We start from the raw sequence: 22,098 nt of genomic DNA, 5'->3' as shown, positions 1-22,098 counted from the left end.
CCCCACGGACCCACCGAAAGGCACAGGATGACCACCTCGAACGCCGCGCGGGACATCGACACCAGCAGGCCGCACTCCGCACGGATGTACGACTACTACCTCGGCGGCAAGGACCACTTCGAGGTCGACGAGCAGGCGGCCGAGACCGTCGCGGCGGCCTACCCGGGCATCTTCACCTGCGCCCGCGAGAACCGCGCCTTCATGCACCGGGCCACCCGGGTCCTCGCCCAGGAGCACGGCATACGCCAGTGGCTGGACATCGGCACCGGCATTCCCACCGAGCCGAACCTGCACCAGGTCGCCCAGTCGGTGGTCCCCGAGGCGCGGGTGGTCTACGCCGACAACGACCCGCTCGTGCTGAAGTACGCCGAACGCCTGATGCGCAGCACCGCCGAGGGCCGCACGACCTATCTGGAGGCGGACGTCAACGACCCCGACGCGCTGCTGAACGCGCCCGCGCTCGCCGAGGTGCTGGACCTGGACCGGCCAGTGGCCCTGTCGCTGAACGCCCTCATGCACTTCGTCACCGACGCCCAGGACCCGTACGGGCTCGTCGGCAGGCTGCTGGCCGCGCTCCCCTCGGGCAGCGCGCTGGCCCTGAGCCACTGCACGCCCGACTTCGACCCGGGCACCTGGCAGAAGGTCACCGACATCTACACGGGCGCGGGCACTCCGGTGCAGTTCCGCTCGCGGAACGACGTCGCCCGCTTCTTCGACGGCCTGGAGCTCCTCGACCCCGGCGTCTCGGTCGGCCACCGCTGGCGCCCGGACGGCCCCGTCGAGGCCACGGACGCCGAGGTCAGCCTCTGGACGGGGGTCGGCATCAAGCCGTAGAGAGCTCCCCTGACGTGGCCGACGGCCGGAAAGGCACATACATGCAGAACATGGCCGACAGCATCGCGGACGCCTATGCGCTCGGCGCGGGGCCGTGGACCGTCGACCGGGTCACCCGTGGCGCGCTGGGGCAGATCTGGAAGCTGTCCGGGAAGGGTTCTTCCTGGGCGGTGAAGGAGCTTCTCTTCGGCTGTGACGAAGGGCAGGTGCTCCGGGAGGCCGCGCTGCGCAACGCCTCGGAGCAGCGGGGAATCGCCTCGCCGCGGCTGCTGCCGAACCGCGACGGCGCCTACGTCTCATGGCTCGGCCCGTCACCCGAGGGGTCCGCCGTGAAGCTGTACGAGTGGGTCGACGGGAGTCGGGCGGACGCGTCCGATCCGGAGATCCTTAACTGGTGCGGCCGCACCCTGGCCCTGCTGCACACGGCCGGAGCGGGCCCGGAGGAGGCGCCCGATTCCTGGTACGAACAGTGTCCCGGGGAGGCCGACTGGGCGAAGCTCCACGAGGAGGTCCGGCGCGCCGGCCTGCCGTGGGCCGACTCGCTGGGCCGGTTCATCGCCACGTCGGCCGTGGAACTGGCGCCCCATGTCACTCCGTCCGGCGCCGCAGACCTGGTGACGTCGCATCTCGATGTGCAGCCCCAGAACGTGCTGGTCGGCCGGTCCGGACCGGTTCTCCTCGACTGGGACAACGCCGGACCGACATCGGCGGGGCGAGAGCTCGCACAGGCCGTGTACGTGTGGTCGGGCCGGAACCGGTTCGACGCCGGCTCCGCCCGGCGGCTGATGCGGGCGTACCGGGATGCCGGAGGGGGTCCGGTCGTCAAGGGCCTGGACTCGTTCTCGATGCTCTTCGCGACGGCCCTGAACTACGTTCGCGTCCAGGCCGAGCAGGCCGTCGATCCGGCCGTGACGGCGGCACAGCGCGCGTTCGCGAGCGAACAGGTCGTCGCGTCGCTGGACGCTGTGCCGGACCTGAGGGCCGTCTCGCGGTTGGCGGAGGTGCTCGAGGCCGAGGAGTGAGGAGTGAGGCCGCCCGCCGGCCGTCTTCCCGTGTTACTCCCGAGCGGGAAGGCGGTCCAGGTCCGTCTCGCGCACGATGCGGTCGACGGTCTGCGCCAGGGTGCTGTCGGTGCCGATGACGGTCTCGACGGCCCCCGGCAGCAGGTCGAGGCCCCGATACAGGCGCGCAGGTCCGCCTCGCCTACCTCGTGGGCGATCGGTCCTTCGCCGGTCGGGGCCGAGAGCTGTCTTTCCGCCGTCGTGGAACGGCGGGGAGGCGGCGGCTCCACGTTCTCCGGGGGTCCGGCGGCCGGGAATGGGTACCGGTGCTCATCCGGGTCTGAGCCGTGCGCCGGGTGTGTGGCCGTTCAGTCCCATGAGTAGGGATACTCATGCCGTCCGCCGCGACGGGCGCGAGGATCAGTACATGAAGAAGAGCAGACGGACCCAAGTCCGGCTCGGTATGCCGCTGTTGGCCGTACTGGCGCTGGTCGCCGCGGGGTGCGGAACCGATCGGGCCGGGGACGACGCCAACGCCGACGCGTCCGCGCGGGCCACGGCCCGGACGCCGAGCGCGCCGGTGGATTTCCCGTGTCCCGGCGAGAGTCCCAGCCCGACGCCCTCGGCGGAGCCGTCCGCCCCGGCCGCGGAGCCCGGCGACCACTACGCCGAGAACCACGGCTTCATGGTCCCCATCCCCCTGCACGGCCGGCAGCGCTGCGACGGGCTCGCGGCGGCCCGGCGGATCGAAGCCGCCCTCGAACCGCTGCGGGAGCGCGGCGACTTCGCCCCGGACAGCACGCGCGGCGCGCTGACCGGCCTCGGCTACTCCGCCGGGAGCGTACAGGCGTACCAGAACGGCCCCACCGGGGTGAGCTTCCTCATCGACGGCCAACCGATGTGCCTGGAAGGCACCATGAACCGCGCGAGCACCGAGGCGGACGCCTTCGACGGCTACCCCGACCACACCGGCTGCGACCGCCCCTCGGGGGGTCACTGACCGGTCGGGCGGCCCCTCCCGTGGCGGACCAGCGGGAGGAACAACCGGTCCACGATCTCTTCCGGTTCGTCGTCCGCGGGCGTGCGGCGGGCCATGAAGAGATCGTGGACGACCAGCACCACCGGCAATGTGACCAGCCGGTCGGGCAGGGACTCGACGGCGTCGATCTCGCCGCGCCGGGCCGCCCGCTCCAGCATCGTCCGCATCCAGTCGTGGCCCGGCCCCTGGTTGCGTGCCGCCGCACAGGCGGACAGCTCCGCCGTCCGCCCCTCCTCCGCGGCGAGCACCTCGCGCACAGGGGCGAGTTCCCGCGTGCCTGCGACGACGAGACGCAGCAGGGCCAGGACGTCGCCGCGCAGGTCGCCGGTGTCGGGCGGCCCGTCCGGCAGGGGAGGCGCCTGACGGGCCAGCGCGGCCAGGACCAGCTCCCGCTTCGACGGCCGGCGGCGGTAGAGCACCGGCCGACTGGTGCCGGCCCGGTCGGCCACCGCCTCGTACGTCGGCTTCTCGTAGCCGACCGCGACCAGCTCGTCCCAGACCGCCTCCAGGAGTGCGGCCTCCAACTCGGCCCCTTGGCGACGTCTGCGCGGGGATCCTGTCGACTCGGAGACCTTCGGCGGGATCGGGTCGTCGCCCGCCTGTCGTTCCCCGGCGACGATGACGAGGTCGGTCCATCCGTCGCCGTCGAAGCCCGCGACGGCGGCGCGCGCGTACGCCGACGGTCGCTTCGTGTGCGGAACCGACGCCGAAGGTGATGGTCGGCCCGGCGCCGTCGCGGGACGGGGCGACGATGCGGTCGGCACGGCCGTCGGCCGTAGGCTCGCGCGCCGGCGTGACACAGGCGGTGCCGGCGGACGGCCCGGTTGACGGGTTCCGGGAGGGGCCGGGCGCCGTCGTTCAGTCCTCGGCGTCCTTCGTGGGCCGGCCGGGCGGGGCGTCTCCTGCGGTGAGGTGTTCCAGGACCTCGACCAGTTCCTGGCAGGCGCGCTCCACGGAGCGTCTGGTGTTGTGCTGCTCGGTGATCACCGCGGAGAGCAGGAGGGCGGTGAGGGCCATCGTCCCGTTGAAGGCCTGGAGCTTGATCATCACTTCGACGCGGGTCAGGTGTTCGAAGGGGCCGCCCGCGTCCGTCGCGGCGACCGTGGCCATGACCGAGGTGAAGAGGGCGCACAGCATGCTGCCGGCGAGTTGGAAGCGCAGGGCCGCCCAGATCAGCAGCGGGTAGACGAGGAACAGCAGGCTGACGGGGCTCTGCGTGGCCAGCGGGACGAGGACGCAGGCGATCAGGGCCATGCCCGAGGCCTCTTTCCAACGGGACAGGCGCAGGGGCCTGCGCACCTGGTGCAGCACGAGCAGGACCGGGGTGACGATCAGTACGCCCATCGTGTCGCCGACCCACCAGGCCGACCAGACGGGCCAGAAGCTGCGCGCGTCGAGCCTGTCGGTGAGGACCAGCAGACCGACGCCGACGGTCGAGCTGAGCAGCATCGCGGTGAGGGCGCCCAGGAACACCAGTGCGAGGCCGTCGCGTAACCGGGCGAGGTCGTTGCGGAAACCCACCTTGCGGAGCATGAGGTACGCGCAGACGGGGGCGGCGGTGTTGCCCACCAAGGTGCCGATCACGGTGGGGTGCAGCGAGGTCAGGGACATGATGACGAGCAGGGCGCCGAAGGCGATGCCGGCCCAGGCGCGGAGCCCGAAGATCAGCAGACAGGCCACGGCCACGCCCGTGGGCGGCCAGATGGGGGTGAAGACGGCGCCCTCGACGACGAGCTCCCGCATGAGCCCCAGCCGCCCCGCCGCGTAGTAGCTGAGGGCGACGGCCAGCGTCTCGATGGCGAAGACGGCTGATCGGCGCAGATCCGAGGTACCCACCACAGCAGCCATCAGACACCGGTGCGGCACTGTCGGCGAGGCGAGTGGGGCGAGGTCCGGCCCTATGGCTGAACCCGCGGGACCTGCGGACCCACCAGCCCGTCGTGTCCGACGACCAGCACGGCGGCGTCGTCCTCGTGCCCCACACGGTCGGCGCCATTGATCACCGCGGCGGCGAGCGAGCCCGCCGACATGCCCGCGACGGCTGCGCCGCCCGCGAGCCGTACGACCTGGTCCAGGCCCTCCTCGACGCTCAGCGTCGGCCCCTCCACCACACCGTCCGTGAGCAGAACGAACACTCCGCCCTTGGTGAGCCGGTACCGGGTGACGGGGTAGTCCATGCCTTCCTGGACCCCGAGGGGCGGTCCGCCCTCGTCCTCGGCGACGCCGGACTTGCCGTCCGCCGTGGCCCACACGCACGGGATGTGCCCGGCCCTGGCGCTCTCCAGGACCCCGGTGGCGGGGTCGAGCCGCATGAAGGTGCAGGTGGCGAAGAGCTCGCTGCCCAGGGAGAGGAGCAGGTCGTTGGTCCGGGCCAGGAGCTCGCCGGGTTCGCCGGTGACGGAGGCGAGGGCGCGCAGGCCGACCCGGACCTGCCCCATGAACGCGGTCGCTTCTATGTTGTGGCCCTGGACGTCGCCGATGGACAGGCCGATGCGTCCGTCCGGCATCGTGAAGGCGTCGTACCAGTCACCGCCCACGTTGAGGCCGTGGCAGGCGGGGGCGTACTTCACGGCCAGGCGGTAGCCGGGGGCCACGGGCAGGTCCCTGGGCAGCATGCCGCGCTGGAGGGCGAGGGCCAGCTCGACGCGGGAGCGTTGCAGCTCCGCGCGCTCGCGCGCCTGGGCGGTCAGCGAACCGAGTCTGGCCAGCAGCTCGTCGCCGTCGTCCGTGGGGCGCTTGCGGGACATGGATCACTCCGGCAGGACGGCAACTCGTCGGAAGGGTAGCCCCAAACGGGCAAAGCACTTATTTTACCTTTAGAGGATGATAGCGGCCCGGACGCGCGAGGGCGGTCGCCCAGTGGCTGCTGCGTGCGGGCGCCTGGTGCAGGATCGACGTGAGAAAACGCGGTGCGGTGTCCGGTCACCGGCGTCTGCGCCATGCCGGCGGGACGGCGAAGGGGGCGGGGCATGCGGGCGATCGTCGTGGGGGCGGGCATCGGTGGGCTGGCCGCGGGGGTGAGCCTGCGCCGCGCCGGTCACGAGGTCACGCTCGTCGAACAGTCCTCCCGGTTCGGCGACGTCGGCGCCGGGATCCAGCTCGCGCCCAACGCCACGCGCGTGCTGCGCCGCCTTGGCCTCCTCGACGCCGTCGCCGGGCAGGCCGCCCGCCCCGCCCGCTTCAGTTTCCGCACCTGGTCCGACGGGGCCGAGATCTGCGGCTGGACGCTCGGGCGCGCGGCTGAGGACGCGTTCGGGGCGCCCTATCTCCAGGTCCACCGGGCCGACCTGCACCACGCCCTGGCCGCCGCGCTCCCGGCCGAACCCGGGGCGCTGCGCCTGAACACCGTGGTCGTGGGCATCGACCAGGACGAGGACTGCGCGTATGTGACCACGGCGGGCGGAGAGCGGCTGCGCGCGGACCTGGTCGTGGCCGCGGACGGGATACGGTCCGCGGCCCGCCGGTGGCTCTTCGGCGCCGACGAGGCGGTCTTCTCGCGCACCGCCGCCTACCGGGCGCTGCTCCCGGCCGACCGGGTGGCCGATCTGCGCCTGCCGGACACCGGGGTCTGGCTCGGACCGGGCCGGCACTTCGTCCACTACTGGGTACGCCGAGGGGAACTGCTCAACGTCGTCGCCGTGTTCGGGACGCGGGCCGCGGCGCGGGAGTCATGGACGGCCCGGGCGGAACCCGGGGAGCAACTGCACGCGTTCGCCGGCTGGAACCCCCGGGTGCTCGGCGTCCTCGAACGGGCGGGTCGGGTGTTCCGCCACGGCATCTACAGCCGTGCCCCGCTCGCGCGGTGGAACGTCGGGCGGGTGACCCTGTTGGGTGACAGCGCCCACGCGATGGTGCCGTTCCAGGCGCAGGGCGCGGCGCAGGCGATCCTGGACGCGGCCGTGCTCGGGGACGCCCTCATGGATGCGACGCCGGCCGAGGTTCCCGAGGCGCTCGACCGGTACGTGCGGCGGCGGCTCACGACCGCCACCGGCGTGCAGGCCGGTTCCGCGCGGGCCGGGGAGGACTTCCATCTGCCGGACGGCCCCGAGGCCCGGGCCCGCAACGCCCGAATGGCGGCCCAGACCGCCGAGAACGAGTTCGGTCCGCTGGCGGCCACCTGGGCGGCCGACGCCGACCGGGGCAACTGACCTCGTCGGAACCGACCTTGTCGGCGCGGTCCCCGGCAGCCGGCCGGTGTCACACGCTGAGCGCCGCTCGTACCCTCTGCTCGGCGGCCGTTCCGCCCTCGCCCGAGGAGGTCACCCGGCCCGCCTCCAGGACGTGGTAGTGCTGGGCGGCGCGCATGGCGAACCCGACGTGCTGTTCGACGAGGAGGACGGAGAGTCCCCCGCGCCGGGCGAGGGCCAGGATCGTCTCCTCGATCTCGGCGACGACGGACGGCTGGATGCCCTCGGTCGGTTCGTCGAGCAGGAGCAGCCGCGGCCGGGTCACCAGGGCCCGGGCGACGGCGAGTTGCTGGCGCTGCCCGCCGGAGAGCAGCCCGGCGCGGCGGCCGGACAGCTCGCGCAGGACGGGGAACAGGTCCAGGGCCTCGGCGATCGCCTCCCGCCCGTCGGGCCGGCCGTCGGCGACGAGTCGCAGGTTCTCCGCGGTGGTCAGGTGCGGGAAGGACTGCTGGCCCTGCGGGACGTACGCCATCCCGCGCGCGACCCGCTGGTGCGGGGCGAGGCGGGTGATGTCCTCGCCGTCGAGCCGGACGGTCCCGCCGGTCGGTCTGATCAGGCCCATGGCGGCGCGCAGCAGGGTGCTCTTGCCGGCGCCGTTGTGGCCGAGGACGGCCGCGACACCGTCCCTCGGCACCGCCACGGTCACTCCGTGCAGGACGGTGGTGCGGTCGTAGCCCGCCCGGATGTCGTTGATCTCCAGCATGGGCGTCATGCCTCCTCGGCGACGGGTACGGAAGCGGCGGCCGGTTCCGGCGCGGGCTCGCAGACGCGTCCGAGGTAGACCTCCTGGACCCTGGCGTCGGCCTGGACCTCGGCGACGGAACCCTCGCTGAGGACCGTGCCGGCGTGCAGGACGCTGACGCTGCGGGCGAAGGAGCGCATGAAGTCCATGTCGTGCTCGATGACGACGACCGTGTGGTCCTCGCTCACCCGCTGCAGCAGCGCGCCGGTGGCCTCGCGTTCGTCGTGGCTCATGCCGGCGACTGGCTCGTCGAGCAGCAGCAGCCGTACGTCCTGGACCAGCAGCATCCCGATCTCCAGCCACTGTTTCTGCCCGTGGGCCAGCACCCCGGCGGGGCGGTCGCGCAGCCCGGTCAGGCCGATGGTCTCCAGGGCCCTGTCGACCGGCTCGGGAACGTCCTTGCGGCGCCGCAGCATGGTCCACACGCCGCGGCCCGCGCCGGCGGCGATGTCCAGGTTCTGCAGGACGGTCAGCTCCTCGAAGACCGTGGCGGTCTGGAAGGTGCGGCCGATCCCCAGCCGGGCGATCTTCTGCACGGGCCTGCCCAGCAGCTCCTGGTCGCCGAAGCGGACCGAGCCGGCCGCCTTCACCAGGCCCGTCACCGCGTCGACGAGGGTGGTCTTGCCCGCGCCGTTCGGACCGATGAGGAAACGCAGGTCGCCGGGGCGGATGTCCAGGTCGACGCCGTCGACGGCGGTGAACCCGTCGAACGTCACCCGTAGATCGCGGACGGTCAGTCCCTCGCCGCTCATGCCGTCTCTCCAGTCGCAGGAATGCCGGTACGCATGCCGGTACGGGCACGGGTACGGCGGCGTCGCAGGACCACGCCGAGGGAGGCGAGGCCGCCGGGCAGGAAGCCGACCGCCAGGACGAACAGCAGGCCCTGGAGGTAGGTCCAGGCGGCGGGAAAGGCGTCGGAGAGCGTGCTCTGCGCCCAGGCCACGGTGATCGCGCCGAGCACCGCCCCCACCAGCGAGGCCCGCCCGCCGACCGCCGCGCCGATGACGAACCCGATGGACGGCACGATCCCGATCAGCGCCGGGGAGATGATCCCGACGGCGGGCACGAACAGGGCTCCGGACAGGCCCGCCATCCCGGCCGCGAGGACATACGCGACGAGCTTGACGACCGCCGGGTTGTAGCCGAGGAAACGCACCCGCTCCTCGGAGTCCCGTACGGCGACGAGGAGTTCGCCGTAGCGGCTGACGAACAACTGGCGGGCGGCGGCCACCAGCAGGAGCAGGACGGCGGCGATGACGAAGTACACCATCCGCTGGTTGACCGGGTCGTCCAGCGAGTAGCCGAAGAAGCCCTGGATGTCGGTGAGGCCGTTCGTGCCGCCGGTGGTGGCCTGCTGGCCGATCAGCCAGATGGACAGGGCGGCGGCGAGGGCCTGGCTGAGGATCGCGAAGTAGGCGCCCCTGACCCGGCGTTGGAAGACGAAGAAGCCGAGCAGCGCGGCGACCGCCATGGGCAGCAGGACGGTCATGGCGAGCGCGAAGGCCGGGTTCGCGAAGGGCTTCCACCACCAGGGCAGGGCGTCGCCGGTGCCGTACAGCTGCATGAAGTCGGGCAGCGTCTCGCCGGTCGCGGCGGCGTCGGCGAGCTTGAGGTGCATGGCCATGGCGTAGCCGCCGATGCCGAAGAAGACGCCCTGGCCGAGCACCATGAGTCCGCCCCGACCCCAGGCGAGGCTGACGCCGACGGCCACGATCGCGTAGCACAGGTATTTCGCGAGGAGGGAGAGGCGGAAGTCGGAGAGGGCGAGCGGGGCGACGCCGAGGAGGAGTACGGCGCCGAGGGCGAAGGCGCCGGGGACGCGGAGGCGCTCCAGCAGGGGCGCGGGGGTCACCGTGGTGACCGTCGAGGGGGTCACGGTGGGGGTCGTCGTCATGCCAGGCTCCGGGTGCGCAGTGTGTACAGGCCCTGGGGTCGCCACTGGAGGAAGGCGACGATCGCCACGAGCACCATGACCTTCGCGACGCTGACCGTCGTCGAGTACTCGAGGACCGACTGGAGCACGCCGAGCGCGAAGGCGGTGATCACACTGCCCTTGAGCTGCCCGATGCCGCCCACGACGACGACCAGGAAGGCGTCGACGATGTAGTTGGTGCCCATGGTCGGGCCGATCGGCCCGACGAGGGTGAGCGCGACGCCGGCCACGCCCGCGAGGCCCGAGCCGATGAAGAAGGTCGTGCGGTCCACCCGTCCGGTGGCGATGCCGGACACCTCGGCGAGGTCGCGGTTCTGCACGACGGCCCGGATACGGCGGCCGAGCGGCGTGAGCCGCAGGATGAGCGTGAGGGCGAGGACGCAGAGCAGGGCGAGGCCGAGGATGAACAGCCGGCTGTTGGCGAAGGTGATGCCGCCGCCCAGGGAGATGTTGCCGGTGAGCAGGTCGGGGGCGCGGGTCTGGACGTTGGGCGCGCCGAAGACGTCCCTGGCGAGCTGCTGGAGCATCAGGGAGACACCCCAGGTGACCAGCAGGGTGTCCAGCGGTCGGGTGTACAGGCGCCGGATGAGCAGCCACTCCAGCAGCGCGCCCATGGCCCCGGCGACGAGGAAGGCCAGTGGCAGGGCGACGAGCAGGGAGACGCCCGCGTCGCTGACGGACTTCTGCAGGACGTACGTGGTGTAGGCGCCGGCCATGATGAACTCGCCGTGCGCCATGTTGATCACGCCCATCTGACCGAAGGTCAGGGTCAGGCCGAGCGCGATGAGCAGGAGGACGGCGCCGATGCTGATGCCGGTGAAGGACTGGTTGAGGATGACCGTCATGAAGCGGCTCCTGGTCGGGGACGGGAGTGCGGGCTTGCCAGGGGCGGGACCCGGCCCGGTGACGGGACCGGCCCGGTGACGGGGGCCGGGTCCCGCCGGGGAGGGGCCGGGGATCAGGACAGGCCGGAGGCCCAGTCGTAGCCCTTGAGGTAGGGGTCCGGCTTGATCGGGCCGCCCGAGTTCCAGACCTCGGTGATCAGGCCGTCGGCGCCGACCTTGCCGATCCTGGCCGTCTTGTACACGTGCTGGGTGGCTCCGTCGACGGTGACCTTGCCCTCGGGGGCGTCGAAGGTGATGCCGGCCGAGGCCGCCTTCACCTTGGCGACGTCGAACGAACCCGCCTTCTCGACCATCGCCTTCCACAGATACACGGAGATGTAGGCGGCCTCCATCGGGTCGCTGGTCGGCTTGTCCTTGCCGTACTCGGCCTGGTAGGCCGCCACGAACTTGGTGTTGGCCGCGCCGGGCGTGGTCTCGTAGTAGTTCCACGCGGTCAGCTGGTCCTGGAGGTACTGGGTGCCGATGCTCTTCACCTCCTCCTCGGCGATGGACACCGACAGCACCGGCATGCTCTTCGCGGTGAGCCCGGAGGACTTGTACTCCTTGAAGAAGGCCACGTTGCTGTCGCCGTTGAGGGTGTTGAACACGGCGTCCGCGCCGGAGCCCTTGACCTTGTTGACGATGGTGCCGAACTCGGTGGAGCCGAGCGGCGCGTAGTCCTCGCCGACCACCGTCATGCCCTTGGCCTTCGCATACGCCTTGATGATCTTGTTGGCGGTGCGCGGGAAGACGTAGTCGCTGCCGACGAGGTAGAGCTTGGTCAGGCCCTGCTTCTTGAGGTAGTCGAGAGCCGGGACGATCTGCTGGTTGGTGGTGGCGCCGATGTAGAAGATGTACGGCGACTGCTCCAGGCCCTCGTACTGCACGGGGTAGAAGAGCAGCGATCTGTACCGTTCGAAGACCGGCTTCACGGCCTTGCGGCTGGCCGAGGTCCAGCAGCCGAAGGTGGCGGCGACCTTGTCGTCCTTGATCAGGGCTTCGGCCTTCTCCGCGAAGGTGGGCCAGTCGGAGGCCCCGTCCTGGCTGACGGCCTTGAGCTTCTTGCCGAGCACGCCGCCGGCCGCGTTGATCTCCTTGATGGCGAGCAACAGGGCGTTGTGGACGGTGACTTCGCTGATGGCCATCGTGCCCGACAGCGAGTTCAGCAGCCCCACCTTGACCGTGCTGCCGGAGGTGTCGGCGGAGGCGCCGGCCGCGTCCGTGGAGGAGGCGTCACCGGTCTTGGCGCCACAGGCGCTGAGCGCGGCGGAGGCGCCGACGGCCGAGATGCCGGCCAACAGGCCTCTTCTGCTGATGCTGAACCCGGACATACGAAACCTCCATGGCCCGAAGGGCGGTGCGAGAGGAACGGATGAAGCGCGCTCAGCCTGCGAGGAGAGTGTTACCCCGGCGTTTCCACGCAATTGAAGAATAGTTTCTGCTGGAAGTAATGAAGCGAGCATTGATACTTCCTGGGGAAAAGGACTTTTGCGGTAGGCTCCCTCCCGCCAACCCCGCACCGGGAAACAGGACTTCGAGCGGAGGAGTGCGATGGCGAGCCGGCCCCAGGAACTGCTCCGGCTGCTGACCCGCGCCGAGCGCCTCGCCGTGCGCCGGGTCCAGTCCGTACTGGACGAGTTCGACTGCTCGGTGGAGGCGTGGCGGGTCCTCGACCTGCTCTCGGACGGCCAGGGACACCACATGACGGCCGTCGCCGACCATGCCTTCCTGCCGGCCCCGAGCGCCACCAAGCTGGTCGACCAACTCGTCGACCAGAACCTGGTGTTCCGCAGAGTCGATCCGGCCGACCGCCGCCGCGTGCTGGCCTACCTCACCCCTCGGGGCGCCCGGCGCCGGGAGCAGCTGGTGCGCGAAGTGCAAGCGGACTGGGCGGAGTTGGAGCCGCTGCTCGTGGACGACGAGCGGGGCGAACGGCTGGAGGGCCTGCTGGACCGGCTGGCCGGGGTCCTGGAGGACGGCCGGGACGTCACGACAACTCGTGCGGAGCGCGCAGTTGGGCGAGGACGTTGAAGTCGAGTCCGTCCGCCTGCGCCAGGTAGATGCGCTGGCGCACATGCCGGCCGTCCAGGCTCAGCAGGCCCCGCGGACCCTCGTAGGAGACGGTGCCGGCGGCGGCGCCGATGGCGGACACGTCCAGCGTGCGGGCCCGTTCGATGAGCGCCGCGAGCAGCAGCACACCCTCGTAGCAGGACTCGCCGAGGCTGCCCGGGGTCGGGGCCGTCACGCCGTAGCGGTCGGCGTACTGCCCGTGGAAGTCCAGGGTGTTGCGGTCGGCCAGCGAGGCGAAGAACCCGGCCGTGCTGTAGAGGTCGGCGGTGGCCTCGGCGCCGCTGCCCAGCAGCATGTTCTCGTCCATCAGCGTGCTCAGCCTCAGACAACGCTGGTCGAGTCCGGCCGCGGCGAAGGCCCGGTTGAAACGGACCGCGTCGCTGCCGACCAGCAGCATCAGGACGGCGTCGGCGTCGGTCCGCTCGATCCGGCGCAGCACGTCATGGAAGTCGTCGGCGTCGAGCGGGAGGTACGCCTCGCCGCAGACCCGGCCCCGGGAGTCGCGTGCGTAGCGGCGGGCGGCCCGGGCGGTGCGCCGGGGCCAGACGTAGTCGTTGCCGACGACGAACCAGCGGCGCACGCCCCGGGCCTCCGTGAGCAGCCGCATCGCGGGCAGCAGCTGCCCGGCGGGGGTCTCGCTGGTCAGGTAGACGCCGTCGGTGCGTTCGCCGCCCTCGTACAGGGCGGTGTAGACGTAGGGCACGCGGTGGGCGATCCGTGGGGCCATCGCCTGCCGCACCGAGGAGATGTGCCAGCCCGTGACCCCCTGCACCACGCCCGTGGCCACCAGGGCCTCCACGTCCCGCGCGACCTGCCAAGGCTCTGCGCCCCCGTCGACCTCCAGGAGCCGCAGCTCCCTGCCCAGCACCCCGCCCGCCTTGTTGACCTCCTCGGCGGCCAGCCGGGCGCAGGTCTCGCAGGTGGGGCCGAACACGCCGGCGGGCCCCTGCATCGGGTACACGAGCGCGACGTTCAGAGTCGAGTCGTCGACCGTGACCCACTCGGGGGCGCGGAGGCGGACGGGCCGGTGCATGGCCCCCATGATTGCCGCCCCGGTTGCGGCCCCCAAGCAGCCGCCCGGATCGAGACCGATTCGTAGAGATACGGCGACCGGCCGCTTCTTCGGGAACCCGGCCGGCGGGCGCGACGACCGTAGGCGGTCCAGGTGCTCAGCGCGCCGAGGGCGAGGGCGCAGGCGGCGACGGGGGCGAGCGCGGCGAGCAGGGTGTCGGTGAGCCGGCGGCGGGAGGCCCGCGGGAGAGCGCGTTCGGTCATCGCGTGTGCCTCCGCCCGGGCGTGGGCGACACCGAGGGCTGCCAGGCGCACAGCCGCCGGCTGTTGGCGACCACCAGCACCGAGCTGGCCGACATGGCCGCCGCGGCGAGCATCGGGTTGAGCAGAGCCACCATGGCCAGGGGGACGGTGACGATGTTGTAGCCGAAGGCCCACACCAGGTTGGCGCGGATCGTGCCCAGCGTGCGCCGGGCGAGCCGGACCGCGTCCGCGAGAGCCTCGATGTCACCGCGGACGAGGGTCACGTCGGCCGCGCCGATGGCCACGTCCGTGCCACTGCCCATGGCGATGCCGAGGTCGGCTCCGGCCAGCGCGGCCGTATCGTTCACCCCGTCGCCGACGACCGCGACCCGGTAGCCCTCCTCCCTCAACTCCCGTACGAGGTCGGCCTTGTCCTCGGGGCTGCGGCGGGCGTGCACCTCCTCGATGCCGAGCGCCTGCGCGACGGCCAGAGCGGGCGCCTCACGGTCGCCGCCCGCAGAGCGCGGGCGGCAGGCCCGCCTTCTGCAAGGCCGCGCCCGTACCGGGCAGGGAGGCTTGCCGGGACTCGTCCATCAACCGTGTCTCCAGGTCACGTCGTACGGCGTCGCCGGAATCGCGCCGCACCGGTTCAGTAGTCGAACCGGCCGGGAGCCGAGTTCCGTGGCCGACGTGCGGCCCGCGTCACGTGAGGCTCCTGAGTCCCTGCGTCGCGACCCGGCGGACCGCCCCTCAGCCGGCGAGGGCCGCGTCGACCACGTCCTTGGCCTCGTCCTGGACCCGGCTGAGGTGGTCCGGGCCGAGGAAGGACTCGGCGTAGATCTTGTAGACGTCCTCGGTGCCCGACGGGCGGGCCGCGAACCAGGCGTTGGCGGTGGTCACCTTGATGCCGCCGACGGCCGCGCCGTTGCCCGGGGCCTCGGTGAGCACGCCCGTGACCGCCTCCCCGGCCAGGGTGTCGGCGGTGACCTGCGCGGGCGAGAGCTTGGCGAGCAGCGCCTTCTCCTCCCGCGTGGCCGGCGCGTCGATGCGGGCGTAGGCGGGCGCGCCGAAACGGTCCGTCAGCCCGGCGTAGTGCTCGGAGGGCGTCTTCCCGGTGACGGCCGTGATCTCGGAGGCGAGCAGCGCCAGGATGACGCCGTCCTTGTCGGTGGTCCAGACGGAGCCGTCGCGGCGCAGGAAGGACGCGCCGGCCGACTCCTCGCCGCCGAAGCCGAGCGATCCGTCGACCAGACCGTCCACGAACCACTTGAATCCGACGGGCACCTCGACCAGCCGCCGCCCGAGGTCGGCGGCGACCCGGTCGATCATCGACGACGACACCAGCGTCTTGCCGATGCCCGCGTCGGCCGGCCACTGCTCGCGGTGCGCGTAGAGGTAGGCGATGGCGGCGGCCAGGTAGTGGTTGGGGTTCATCAGGCCCGCGTCCGGGGTGACGATGCCGTGCCGGTCGGCGTCGGCGTCGTTGCCCGTGGCGATGTCGAACCGGTCGCGCCGCTCGATGAGCGAGGCCATCGCGTACGGCGACGAGCAGTCCATGCGGATCTTGCCGTCCCAGTCGAGCGTCATGAAACGCCAGGTGGGGTCGGTGAGCGGGTTGACCACCGTGAGGTCGAGGCGGTGCTGTTCGGCGATCCGGCCCCAGTAGGCGACCGACGCCCCGCCCAGCGGGTCGGCGCCGATCCGGACGCCGGCGGCGCGGATCGCGTCCAGATCGAGGACGCTCGGCAGGTCGGCGACATACGTGCCGAGGAAGTCGTAGCGGTGGGTCGTGGGCGCGGCGAGGGCCTGGGTGTAGGGGACGCGCCGGACGTCCTTCAGGCCGGCCGCGATGATCTCGTTGGCCCGGTCCTGGATCCAGGACGTGGCGTCCGACCCCGCCGGTCCCCCGCTCGGCGGGTTGTACTTGAAGCCGCCGTCGGCCGGCGGATTGTGCGACGGCGTGACGACCACGCCGTCGGCGAGGGCGGCGGTGCGGCCCCGGTTGTGGGTGAGGATCGCGTGGGAGACGGCGGGCGTGGGCGTGTAGCCGTCGGCGCTGTCGACGAGCACCGTCACTGCGTTGGCGGCGAACACCTCCAGGGCGGTGACCCTGGCGGGCTCGGACAGGGCGTGACTGTCGGCGCCGAGGAAGAGGGGGCCGTCGGTGCCCTGGGCGGCGCGGTACTCGCAGATGGCCTGGCTGGTCGCGGCGATGTGGTCCTCGTTGAACGCCGTGTTCAGCGACGATCCCCGGTGTCCGGAGGTGCCGAACGCCACGCGCTGTCCCGGGTCGGCCGGGTCGGGGTGCAGCGCGTAGTACGCGGTGACCAGCCGGGCGACGTCGACGAGATCCTCGGGGCCGGCCGTCCGGCCCGCTCGCTCGTGCTGCATGTGCCCGCTCCTCCACATCGGTTGACCATGGACCTGCGGTCCCATCTTCCCTTGTGGGAGCGACTGTCCGCGAGTACGGGACGAGAGTACGGGGCGGTTTTCCGCAGGTGTGCTCAGCGTCGGCGGCCGCGCACCGACCAGCCGCTGCCGACTCCCGCCAGGTGGAGGGCGAGCGCCGTCAGGCCGAGGAGCATGACATTGGTGGAGGTGAAGGTGTCGTTGGTCGAGATCTCCGCCGCGTTGATCAGGAAGGCGAAGAAGAACAGCACCGCCGAGATGATGGCGAGCATGGGGTCCGTCCCTTCGGGTGTCGGGCCGTTCGGTGTCTCTTGTTCTGCGGATGCCCCCGACCAGGCGCCGAACACCGCGGAACCGGTCGTGCGCCGGCCGGGATCTGAGTAGCCGTACTCAGGCGTGGGCTGTCCCCCTCGCACGAGACTGGGGCCCCGACCGCCCATACCGGAGGCTCCCGTGTTCAGCCGTGCTGTCACCGCCCTGACGCCGTTCTTCGGGCGGCTCACCGTCACCAGCGAGATCAAGCTGCGGCTGCCCGCGGGGACCATCTTCGTGGCCAACCACGACTCCATGGCCGACCCGGCCGTCGTCATGACCGCCCTGCGGCGGTACGAGCTGGAGCCGGTGGTGATGGCGACCGCGGGCCTGTGGCGCATCCCGTTGCTCGGCAGGGCGCTGTCCCGCGAAGGGCACATACCGGTCCACCGCCGGACGGCGCACGCGGCGCTGGCCCTCCACGCCGCCGCCGAGGCCCTGGCCGGCGGCCGACACGTGCTCCTCTACGGCGAGGGCGGGCTGCCGCGCCGCAGGGACGCGGCCGCCACCGCGCCCGAGCCGTTCCGCACCGGCCTCGCCCGCCTGGCGCAGGCGACCGGCGCGCTGGTCGTGCCGGTGGGTCACGCGGGCGCCCGGCGGATCGCGTCGGGCTCGGCGGCCAAGCAACTGGCGGGCACACTGACGGCCCCGGTCCGGCGCCCGCACTGCCACGTCCACCTCGGCGCCCCGATGCGCCTGCCCGCGGAGACGGAGAGCGGGACGACGGCCGCCCGGCTCGCGGTCACGACGGCCTGGCGAACGGCGGCCCGCGCCGTGGGCGAACATCCGAAGTAGCCGGATCACCCGCGCTACACGTCGACGGCCCTGCCGGCGGGGAGGCGGTCGGTGAGGAGATCCTGCCAGCGGTGCTTGAGCGTGGTGCGCAGGAGGTCGTGGAAGAGCCGGTACACCGTCGTGCCGTCACTGCGGTCGGTGACCAGGTAGGCGCTCAGGCGGGTGCCCAGCAGCCAGGCGATGTCGCTGTCACCGTAGTGGTCACCGTCGTCGTCCACCGCGTGCGCCATCAAGGGCCAGATCCCCCGCCAGGGAATGCCTGATCCCAGGGCGAAGGCGACCGCGCGCATCAGGACGAGGGCGCGGCGGCGCTCGGCCGGATTTCCCAGACTGTCGCGCAGGTCGTTCCGGAAGACTCCGACCAGCCCGTCGTTGAGTGCCCTGAGCCAGGTCTCGTCGTCGGCGAGAACGACCTTGCCGCGATCGGCCAATGACTTGGCGGTGATCCGCGCCACGAGAAACGATCGTCCGGCCCGTTCCCCCACCGCGTGAGCCACGGAGGACGCGATCTCCGCCTCGGCCTCGGCGTAGGGGGAACCGGGGGTTCGCAGAAGGATCCCGTGTACGTAGGAAACCACGTCACGCTGATCCCACCAGGGCTCCTCGTCCACGGATACGCGCTTCGCGGCCAGCAGCTTCTCCGTGAGATCTGCCAGCACCTGCGCCTCGGGCTGCACCGTGCCGGCAGTTCGCGTGCCGTCCGTGGCGGCCAACGAGCGAACGCCCACCAACAGCCGTAGCCGCGGCGCGGCCGGATCGGGCTCCAGGTAGGCAAGGACCTCCCGGACCAGGGTTTGCGGATCCGCCGCCTCGTCGAGCGCGTCGATGACGATGGTCACGGGCCTGCCGTGGGACTTGAGCCACCCGTGCCAGGCGGTGAGCAGCTCATCGACAGTGGGCTCGGTCGCGCTGTGGACAGGCACCTCAAGCGCCTTGCAGATCTGTGAGAGAACTCGACTGTGCAGCTTTCCGGTGGCCAGGACGGCCACGTCCACGGCGTCCACCTGCGGCCGCAGAGTCGCCGGGATGAGCTCGACCTCCTGGGTGTAGCGCTCCAGGAAGTGCTTGTCGCTCAATGTGACGAGCCGTGACAGCGCGGCGGACTTGCCGCTGCCCGCGCCGCCGGTCACGATCATCGCGCCGGGCTCGCCGGATGCCGCCGCTATGAGCTTGCGCATCAGCGCACGGCGCCCCGTGAACAGCCATCCCGGCTCCTTTGCGGTGGCCACTCCCCGCGAGCGGGGCGACCAGTGGGCTTCCAAATCCTCCCGCGGCAGAGCCAGTTCCTGGTGGTGGGCGTCCAGTTCGAGAACGAATTCGCGTTTGTGGTGAGGGTTGGGCAGACACACATGCGGCCCGGCAAGGCGGCTGCCGTACAGGGGATGGAGTGACTGCTCGTCACCCAGCAACTTCTGCACGTCCTGGAGGAAGTCGGCCACGTCGATGTAAGGGCCCTCGCCGTAGCGCCGGCCCTCCGGTTCGCGCAGCTCTTTCAGGAACCGGGCGATGGCGGTGGTCAGGGCGCCTTCCACGGCCCGCTGTTCGCGTGTGGCACTGGGAAGCACCAGCCACTGCCGACCCAACCCATTGCTCAGTCTGAGCGCGTCACCGGCGACCTCGCCCGCGAAGCACGCGTCGAGGATGAGGAGCAGGTGCTGGACGGGAGTGTCGGCGAGCCAGGCAATCAGATCGGAGGTACGCAGCGCCGTCGACGACACCATGTCGCTGTCGCTGTCGCTGAAGACCAGATAGTGCGTGCCGTTGGCCTGGACGCCGTGGCCGGAGACGAAGACGACGGCGGCATCGGCGTCGGTCCACGCGCGTTCTCGGACAAGTGACGTCAACCGGCCGCGCACCTCGGCCTCGGGCGGGTCGCCTGCCAACTCGGGCCAGCGCTCCTGGAATCGACGTTCGGCCAGGGCGCCCGAACACAGCCACTTCTTCAGGGTGGCGACTTCGTCCCGCACACCGGGCAGCGCGGGCCACACCGGATCGCCGTAGGTGGCGGTGGTGATCGCGATAAAGTGCCGCCGCAGGACCTCTTGATCAATATCCGTCATGAGCGGGCGCCATACCTCCAGTCAACGAGAGGGTCCATACGACGCCCCCTCCATATTCGATCAACCGTGCCTCGAACATCCGGCATCAGCCACTCGGAAGCCTGGGTGGCACCACGTCTTGATGGGCAACGCCGGGGAATCGTACGATGCTCTCTCGGGCGGAGCAACAGTCGCTGCTGCGTAGCTGCCGATTCATTCGACGGGTGCGCCTAAGGTGGAGAGGCGGCGGATGGTGGACTCCGAGCGGGATGTTCAGCGCCGCATCGCGGAGTTACTCGCCGTCTATGTAAGACAGGGAAGTCTCGGCTGGCTCACGGTCAACAGCTACATCCGTCAGCACTTGCCGACGCATGCGTCGTTCGGTGAGCTTCTCGGTGATTTGATGCGGGACATAGGTTTTCTCGGCGCCGCCGAGCCGGAGCGCCTCATTCCGCAATTGTTTCCCATTGCCGCACACGGTGACCCCGTCAGTGCCGGGATCGCCAGGTCGTACATGCGGCTCGGCGTGTCCCGCGTCGGCGGCACATTCGCCCAGCGGATCGCGAACCTGGCCCTCGAGTGCGCCTGTGAAGAGCCGACGGTGCAGTGGCACGCCGACGTCCTGAGCCAGGCGCTGCAGCCATGGCTCCTGCGGTTCGCCCAGGGCCGTCCAGCCGCCCATCCCGCCCGGCCGCGTATCGGCTCACAGGACCTGTCCGCGCTGGCCGTCGCACCGGTCGAGGGCCGCCCGCTGATCGCGACTGCCACCCTCGACCATCACATTCAGGTCTGGGACGGCACGACCGGTGGGGTCTCACTCGCGTTCAAGGCCCACCACGGTGCGATCCGAGGTCTTCGGATCGGCCGCTTCGCGGGGATCCACCACATCGTGTCCTGTGGCGCGGACGCCACGATCCGCCTCTGGGACATGACTTCGGGCAATCTGGTCCGGCGCATCGCCGCGCCCTCCGCACCGACCTGTCTGACGTTCGACACGGACGGGGACAGTCCCCTCGTGACCTGCGGCAGCGAGGACGGCTTCCTGCGGACGTGGGACGTCACGACGGGCTCCCTGATCAGGGAGCTGCGGGCCCACCGTGACGCGGTCGCGAGTATCACGGCGGCGGACATCGGCGATGTCCCGACGCTGATCTCCGGCGGCATGGACCGCACGGTGTGCGTGTGGCATCGCGTCAGCCAGGAGAACCTGCTCAGTCTCACCGGCCCGACGGGCAGCATCCTCGGTGTGGCCGTCGGCACCGTCGACGACAGGTCGATCCTCGCCACGGCGAACTCCGACGAATCCGTCTGGGTATGGGACGCGGTGACCGGGGCGAAGCTCCACCGCTTCACCGAACACCAGGCCGTCGCCACGTGCGTGGCGTTCGGCAGGGTCGACGGGGAACCCGTCATCGCCTCGGGCAGTGCCGACATGACGATTCGGTTGTGGAGCTGCCGCACCGGCGAGCGTCTGGCCGTCCTCGCCGGGCACCTCGGCGGAATCCGTGCCCTCACCTTCGCCAATCTCAACGACCGCGGTGTCCTGGTGTCCGCGAGCGCTGATCGCTCCATCCGGGTCTGGGACCCTGCGACCCGGGAGAGCCTGGCGCCCGAGTCCCCCACGGACGACGCGGTCAGCAGCGTCTGGCTGTGGGGAGACAGCGAATCGACCGTCCTGGCGAAGGACACCCACGCCGGACCGGTACGTGGTGTCGCCTTCGCCGACGTGGACGGACGCCGCACGCTGATCTCCGGGTCACTCGACGGTTCCATCCATGTGCGGGACGCCGGCACGGGAGAGCTGCTCATGCGGTGGCACGGGCACGAAGGGGGCGTACTGTCCCTGGCCGCCCTCCCGTTCGGTGACCGTCTGCTCGTGGCATCCGGAGGCCACGACGGTCTCGTCCGGTTGTGGGACGCGCGCGACGGAACACCTTTCCGGGCGCTGCACGGGCATACGCGAAGCGTCTGGGGCGTGGCCGCAGGAGTCGTCGACGGCCGGCCCATCGCGGTCTCCGGCAGCCGTGACCGAACCGTCCGGGTGTACGACGTGGCAAGCAGCGAGGCACTGCTGGTGCTGGAGGGGTCCAAGGAGCGGATCTGGGGGGTCGCCTGCGACACCCGCGGAGACCGGACGGTCATCGCAGCCGCGAGCACCGACCGAAGCGTCTGGATCTGGGACGCACACACCGGCCAGCATCTGCGTCGCCTCTACGGCCACGCGCGCGGCGTGCGCTACGTGGCGTTCGGAGAGCTGCGCGGACAGCCCGTCCTGGCTGCCTCGAGCGCCAGCGGCGAGGTCCGGGTGTGGAACTACACCACGGGCAGCCAACTGGCGACGCTGAGCCGACACAGCGACGGCGTCTGGGGCATTACGGCGGACACCTTCCAGGACCGTCTGATCATTGCGTCGGCCAGTGACGATCTCTCAGTGCGGTTGTGGGATGTCGCCACCCAGCGGTCACTTGCGATTCCCCAAACCTCTCCGGGCTATTCCGTGGACTTGAAGGAGGGACAGATGGCCATCGGTACCGGTCGCCATGTGCTGGCCGTGAGCCTGCAGGACCAATTGTTCGACGAGATGACCCATTGAGCCGCA

At 71.3% G+C, this 22,098-nt stretch carries 19 protein-coding genes and 1 pseudogene; 7 read left to right on the top strand and 13 right to left on the bottom strand.

Annotated elements, in window-relative coordinates; genetic code table 11:
- Positions 1–27 precede the first annotated feature (27 nt).
- From ACIBTS_RS20040 to ACIBTS_RS20030, 3 genes are all read left to right on the top strand, one after another.
- On the top strand, positions 28–834 hold the full coding sequence (locus ACIBTS_RS20040) for an SAM-dependent methyltransferase (RefSeq protein WP_319676928.1): 807 nt from the start codon (positions 28–30) through the stop codon (positions 832–834).
- Between the two features lie 41 nt (positions 835–875).
- The gene (locus tag ACIBTS_RS20035; protein WP_399320920.1) at positions 876–1,856 is read left to right on the top strand and encodes a phosphotransferase enzyme family protein; all 981 of its coding nucleotides are present in this window, start codon (positions 876–878) and stop codon (positions 1,854–1,856) included.
- A gap of 406 nt (positions 1,857–2,262) precedes the next feature.
- Positions 2,263–2,835 (top strand): hypothetical protein, encoded by a 573-nt coding sequence (locus ACIBTS_RS20030; RefSeq protein ID WP_399320918.1) that lies wholly within the window; start codon positions 2,263–2,265, stop codon positions 2,833–2,835.
- On the opposite strand, the gene ACIBTS_RS20025 is transcribed toward ACIBTS_RS20030, so the two are convergent.
- The 3 genes from ACIBTS_RS20025 to ACIBTS_RS20015 all read right to left on the bottom strand — a co-directional run bounded on the left by ACIBTS_RS20025 (position 2,829) and on the right by ACIBTS_RS20015 (position 5,621).
- On the bottom strand, positions 2,829–3,638 hold the full coding sequence (locus tag ACIBTS_RS20025; protein WP_399320916.1) for a TetR/AcrR family transcriptional regulator: 810 nt from the start codon (positions 3,636–3,638) through the stop codon (positions 2,829–2,831). The genes ACIBTS_RS20030 and ACIBTS_RS20025 overlap by 7 nt on opposite strands.
- Positions 3,639–3,732: 94 nt before the next feature.
- Entirely contained in the window at positions 3,733–4,722 is a 990-nt protein-coding gene (locus tag ACIBTS_RS20020; RefSeq protein WP_399320915.1) for an MASE1 domain-containing protein, read from the bottom strand.
- A gap of 50 nt (positions 4,723–4,772) precedes the next feature.
- Positions 4,773–5,621, bottom strand: a complete 849-nt coding sequence (locus ACIBTS_RS20015) for a PP2C family protein-serine/threonine phosphatase (RefSeq protein WP_399320913.1) — start codon at positions 5,619–5,621, stop codon at positions 4,773–4,775.
- A 222-nt stretch (positions 5,622–5,843) separates the two neighbouring features.
- Between ACIBTS_RS20015 and ACIBTS_RS20010 the strand changes: the two genes are divergently transcribed.
- On the top strand, positions 5,844–7,022 hold the full coding sequence (locus ACIBTS_RS20010) for an FAD-dependent monooxygenase (RefSeq protein WP_399320911.1): 1,179 nt from the start codon (positions 5,844–5,846) through the stop codon (positions 7,020–7,022).
- A 49-nt stretch (positions 7,023–7,071) separates the two neighbouring features.
- Here the strand turns inward: ACIBTS_RS20010 and urtE are convergent, their stop codons facing one another.
- The 5 genes from urtE to urtA form a co-directional block, all read right to left on the bottom strand.
- Positions 7,072–7,764: an urea ABC transporter ATP-binding subunit UrtE gene (urtE, locus tag ACIBTS_RS20005; protein WP_399321088.1), complete on the bottom strand. Its 693-nt coding sequence runs from the start codon at positions 7,762–7,764 to the stop codon at positions 7,072–7,074.
- Between the two features lie 5 nt (positions 7,765–7,769).
- A complete protein-coding gene (gene urtD / locus ACIBTS_RS20000; RefSeq protein WP_399320909.1) occupies positions 7,770–8,555 on the bottom strand; it encodes an urea ABC transporter ATP-binding protein UrtD in 786 nt (261 codons plus the stop codon).
- Positions 8,552–9,697 carry an urea ABC transporter permease subunit UrtC gene (gene urtC / locus ACIBTS_RS19995; RefSeq protein ID WP_399320907.1) on the bottom strand — a complete coding sequence of 382 codons (1,146 nt, stop codon included), beginning with the start codon at positions 9,695–9,697 and terminating at the stop codon, positions 8,552–8,554. The genes urtD and urtC overlap by 4 nt, the downstream gene beginning before the upstream one ends.
- A complete protein-coding gene (gene urtB / locus ACIBTS_RS19990; protein WP_399320905.1) occupies positions 9,694–10,581 on the bottom strand; it encodes an urea ABC transporter permease subunit UrtB in 888 nt (295 codons plus the stop codon). The genes urtC and urtB overlap by 4 nt, the downstream gene beginning before the upstream one ends.
- Positions 10,582–10,694: 113 nt before the next feature.
- Entirely contained in the window at positions 10,695–11,951 is a 1,257-nt protein-coding gene (urtA, locus tag ACIBTS_RS19985) for an urea ABC transporter substrate-binding protein (RefSeq protein WP_399320904.1), read from the bottom strand.
- A gap of 220 nt (positions 11,952–12,171) precedes the next feature.
- Here urtA and ACIBTS_RS19980 point away from each other — a divergent pair, with 220 nt between their 5' ends.
- Complete coding sequence (locus ACIBTS_RS19980) at positions 12,172–12,651, top strand: MarR family winged helix-turn-helix transcriptional regulator (RefSeq protein WP_399320902.1); 480 nt, start codon at positions 12,172–12,174, stop codon at positions 12,649–12,651.
- On the opposite strand, the gene ACIBTS_RS19975 is transcribed toward ACIBTS_RS19980, so the two are convergent.
- The 4 genes and pseudogenes from ACIBTS_RS19975 to ACIBTS_RS19960 all read right to left on the bottom strand — a co-directional run bounded on the left by ACIBTS_RS19975 (position 12,608) and on the right by ACIBTS_RS19960 (position 16,625).
- Complete coding sequence (locus ACIBTS_RS19975) at positions 12,608–13,723, bottom strand: substrate-binding domain-containing protein (RefSeq protein ID WP_399320901.1); 1,116 nt, start codon at positions 13,721–13,723, stop codon at positions 12,608–12,610. The genes ACIBTS_RS19980 and ACIBTS_RS19975 overlap by 44 nt on opposite strands.
- Before the next feature lie 238 nt (positions 13,724–13,961).
- A pseudogene (locus tag ACIBTS_RS19970) lies at positions 13,962–14,489 on the bottom strand (HAD-IC family P-type ATPase); the annotation flags it as partial.
- Positions 14,490–14,694: 205 nt separating this feature from the next.
- Positions 14,695–16,335, bottom strand: coding sequence for a phosphoglucomutase (alpha-D-glucose-1,6-bisphosphate-dependent) (gene pgm, locus ACIBTS_RS19965; protein ID WP_399320900.1), 1,641 nt, complete (start codon positions 16,333–16,335; stop codon positions 14,695–14,697).
- A gap of 113 nt (positions 16,336–16,448) precedes the next feature.
- Positions 16,449–16,625 (bottom strand): hypothetical protein, encoded by a 177-nt coding sequence (locus ACIBTS_RS19960; protein ID WP_099935254.1) that lies wholly within the window; start codon positions 16,623–16,625, stop codon positions 16,449–16,451.
- 181 nt (positions 16,626–16,806) lie between these two features.
- Between ACIBTS_RS19960 and ACIBTS_RS19955 the strand changes: the two genes are divergently transcribed.
- Positions 16,807–17,460 (top strand): lysophospholipid acyltransferase family protein, encoded by a 654-nt coding sequence (locus ACIBTS_RS19955; protein ID WP_399320898.1) that lies wholly within the window; start codon positions 16,807–16,809, stop codon positions 17,458–17,460.
- Between the two features lie 14 nt (positions 17,461–17,474).
- Here ACIBTS_RS19955 and ACIBTS_RS19950 read toward each other — a convergent pair whose 3' ends face one another.
- The gene (locus tag ACIBTS_RS19950) at positions 17,475–19,520 is read right to left on the bottom strand and encodes an AAA family ATPase (protein WP_399320896.1); all 2,046 of its coding nucleotides are present in this window, start codon (positions 19,518–19,520) and stop codon (positions 17,475–17,477) included.
- A 229-nt stretch (positions 19,521–19,749) separates the two neighbouring features.
- Here ACIBTS_RS19950 and ACIBTS_RS19945 point away from each other — a divergent pair, with 229 nt between their 5' ends.
- Positions 19,750–22,092: a WD40 repeat domain-containing protein gene (locus ACIBTS_RS19945; RefSeq protein ID WP_399320895.1), complete on the top strand. Its 2,343-nt coding sequence runs from the start codon at positions 19,750–19,752 to the stop codon at positions 22,090–22,092.
- Positions 22,093–22,098 lie beyond the last annotated feature (6 nt).

Source organism: Streptomyces sp. NPDC050121 (genome assembly GCF_044460385.1).
In the GTDB taxonomy this organism is placed as follows: domain Bacteria; phylum Actinomycetota; class Actinomycetes; order Streptomycetales; family Streptomycetaceae; genus Streptomyces; species Streptomyces soliscabiei.
Note: the sequence above shows the minus strand (reverse complement) of the source record. Positions and strands in the feature narration are given on the sequence as shown.

Bases quoted from the DNA above. Each gene is read 5' to 3' on its own strand.
- ACIBTS_RS19980 (WP_399320902.1), top strand. From the start codon at position 12,172: ATGGCGAGCCGGCCCCAGGAACTGCTCCGGCTGCTGACCCGCGCCGAG.
- ACIBTS_RS20015 (WP_399320913.1), bottom strand. From the start codon at position 5,621: ATGTCCCGCAAGCGCCCCACGGACGACGGCGACGAGCTGCTGGCCAGA.
- ACIBTS_RS20010 (WP_399320911.1), top strand. From the start codon at position 5,844: ATGCGGGCGATCGTCGTGGGGGCGGGCATCGGTGGGCTGGCCGCGGGG.
- urtC (WP_399320907.1), bottom strand. From the start codon at position 9,697: ATGACGACGACCCCCACCGTGACCCCCTCGACGGTCACCACGGTGACC.
- ACIBTS_RS19960 (WP_099935254.1), bottom strand. From the start codon at position 16,625: ATGCTCGCCATCATCTCGGCGGTGCTGTTCTTCTTCGCCTTCCTGATC.
- ACIBTS_RS19975 (WP_399320901.1), bottom strand. From the start codon at position 13,723: ATGCACCGGCCCGTCCGCCTCCGCGCCCCCGAGTGGGTCACGGTCGAC.
- ACIBTS_RS19945 (WP_399320895.1), top strand. From the start codon at position 19,750: ATGGTGGACTCCGAGCGGGATGTTCAGCGCCGCATCGCGGAGTTACTC.
- urtD (WP_399320909.1), bottom strand. From the start codon at position 8,555: ATGAGCGGCGAGGGACTGACCGTCCGCGATCTACGGGTGACGTTCGAC.
- ACIBTS_RS20030 (WP_399320918.1), top strand. From the start codon at position 2,263: ATGAAGAAGAGCAGACGGACCCAAGTCCGGCTCGGTATGCCGCTGTTG.
- pgm (WP_399320900.1), bottom strand. From the start codon at position 16,335: ATGCAGCACGAGCGAGCGGGCCGGACGGCCGGCCCCGAGGATCTCGTC.
- ACIBTS_RS19950 (WP_399320896.1), bottom strand. From the start codon at position 19,520: ATGACGGATATTGATCAAGAGGTCCTGCGGCGGCACTTTATCGCGATC.
- urtE (WP_399321088.1), bottom strand. From the start codon at position 7,764: ATGCTGGAGATCAACGACATCCGGGCGGGCTACGACCGCACCACCGTC.
- ACIBTS_RS20035 (WP_399320920.1), top strand. From the start codon at position 876: ATGCAGAACATGGCCGACAGCATCGCGGACGCCTATGCGCTCGGCGCG.
- ACIBTS_RS20040 (WP_319676928.1), top strand. From the start codon at position 28: ATGACCACCTCGAACGCCGCGCGGGACATCGACACCAGCAGGCCGCAC.
- urtA (WP_399320904.1), bottom strand. From the start codon at position 11,951: ATGTCCGGGTTCAGCATCAGCAGAAGAGGCCTGTTGGCCGGCATCTCG.
- urtB (WP_399320905.1), bottom strand. From the start codon at position 10,581: ATGACGGTCATCCTCAACCAGTCCTTCACCGGCATCAGCATCGGCGCC.
- ACIBTS_RS20020 (WP_399320915.1), bottom strand. From the start codon at position 4,722: ATGGCTGCTGTGGTGGGTACCTCGGATCTGCGCCGATCAGCCGTCTTC.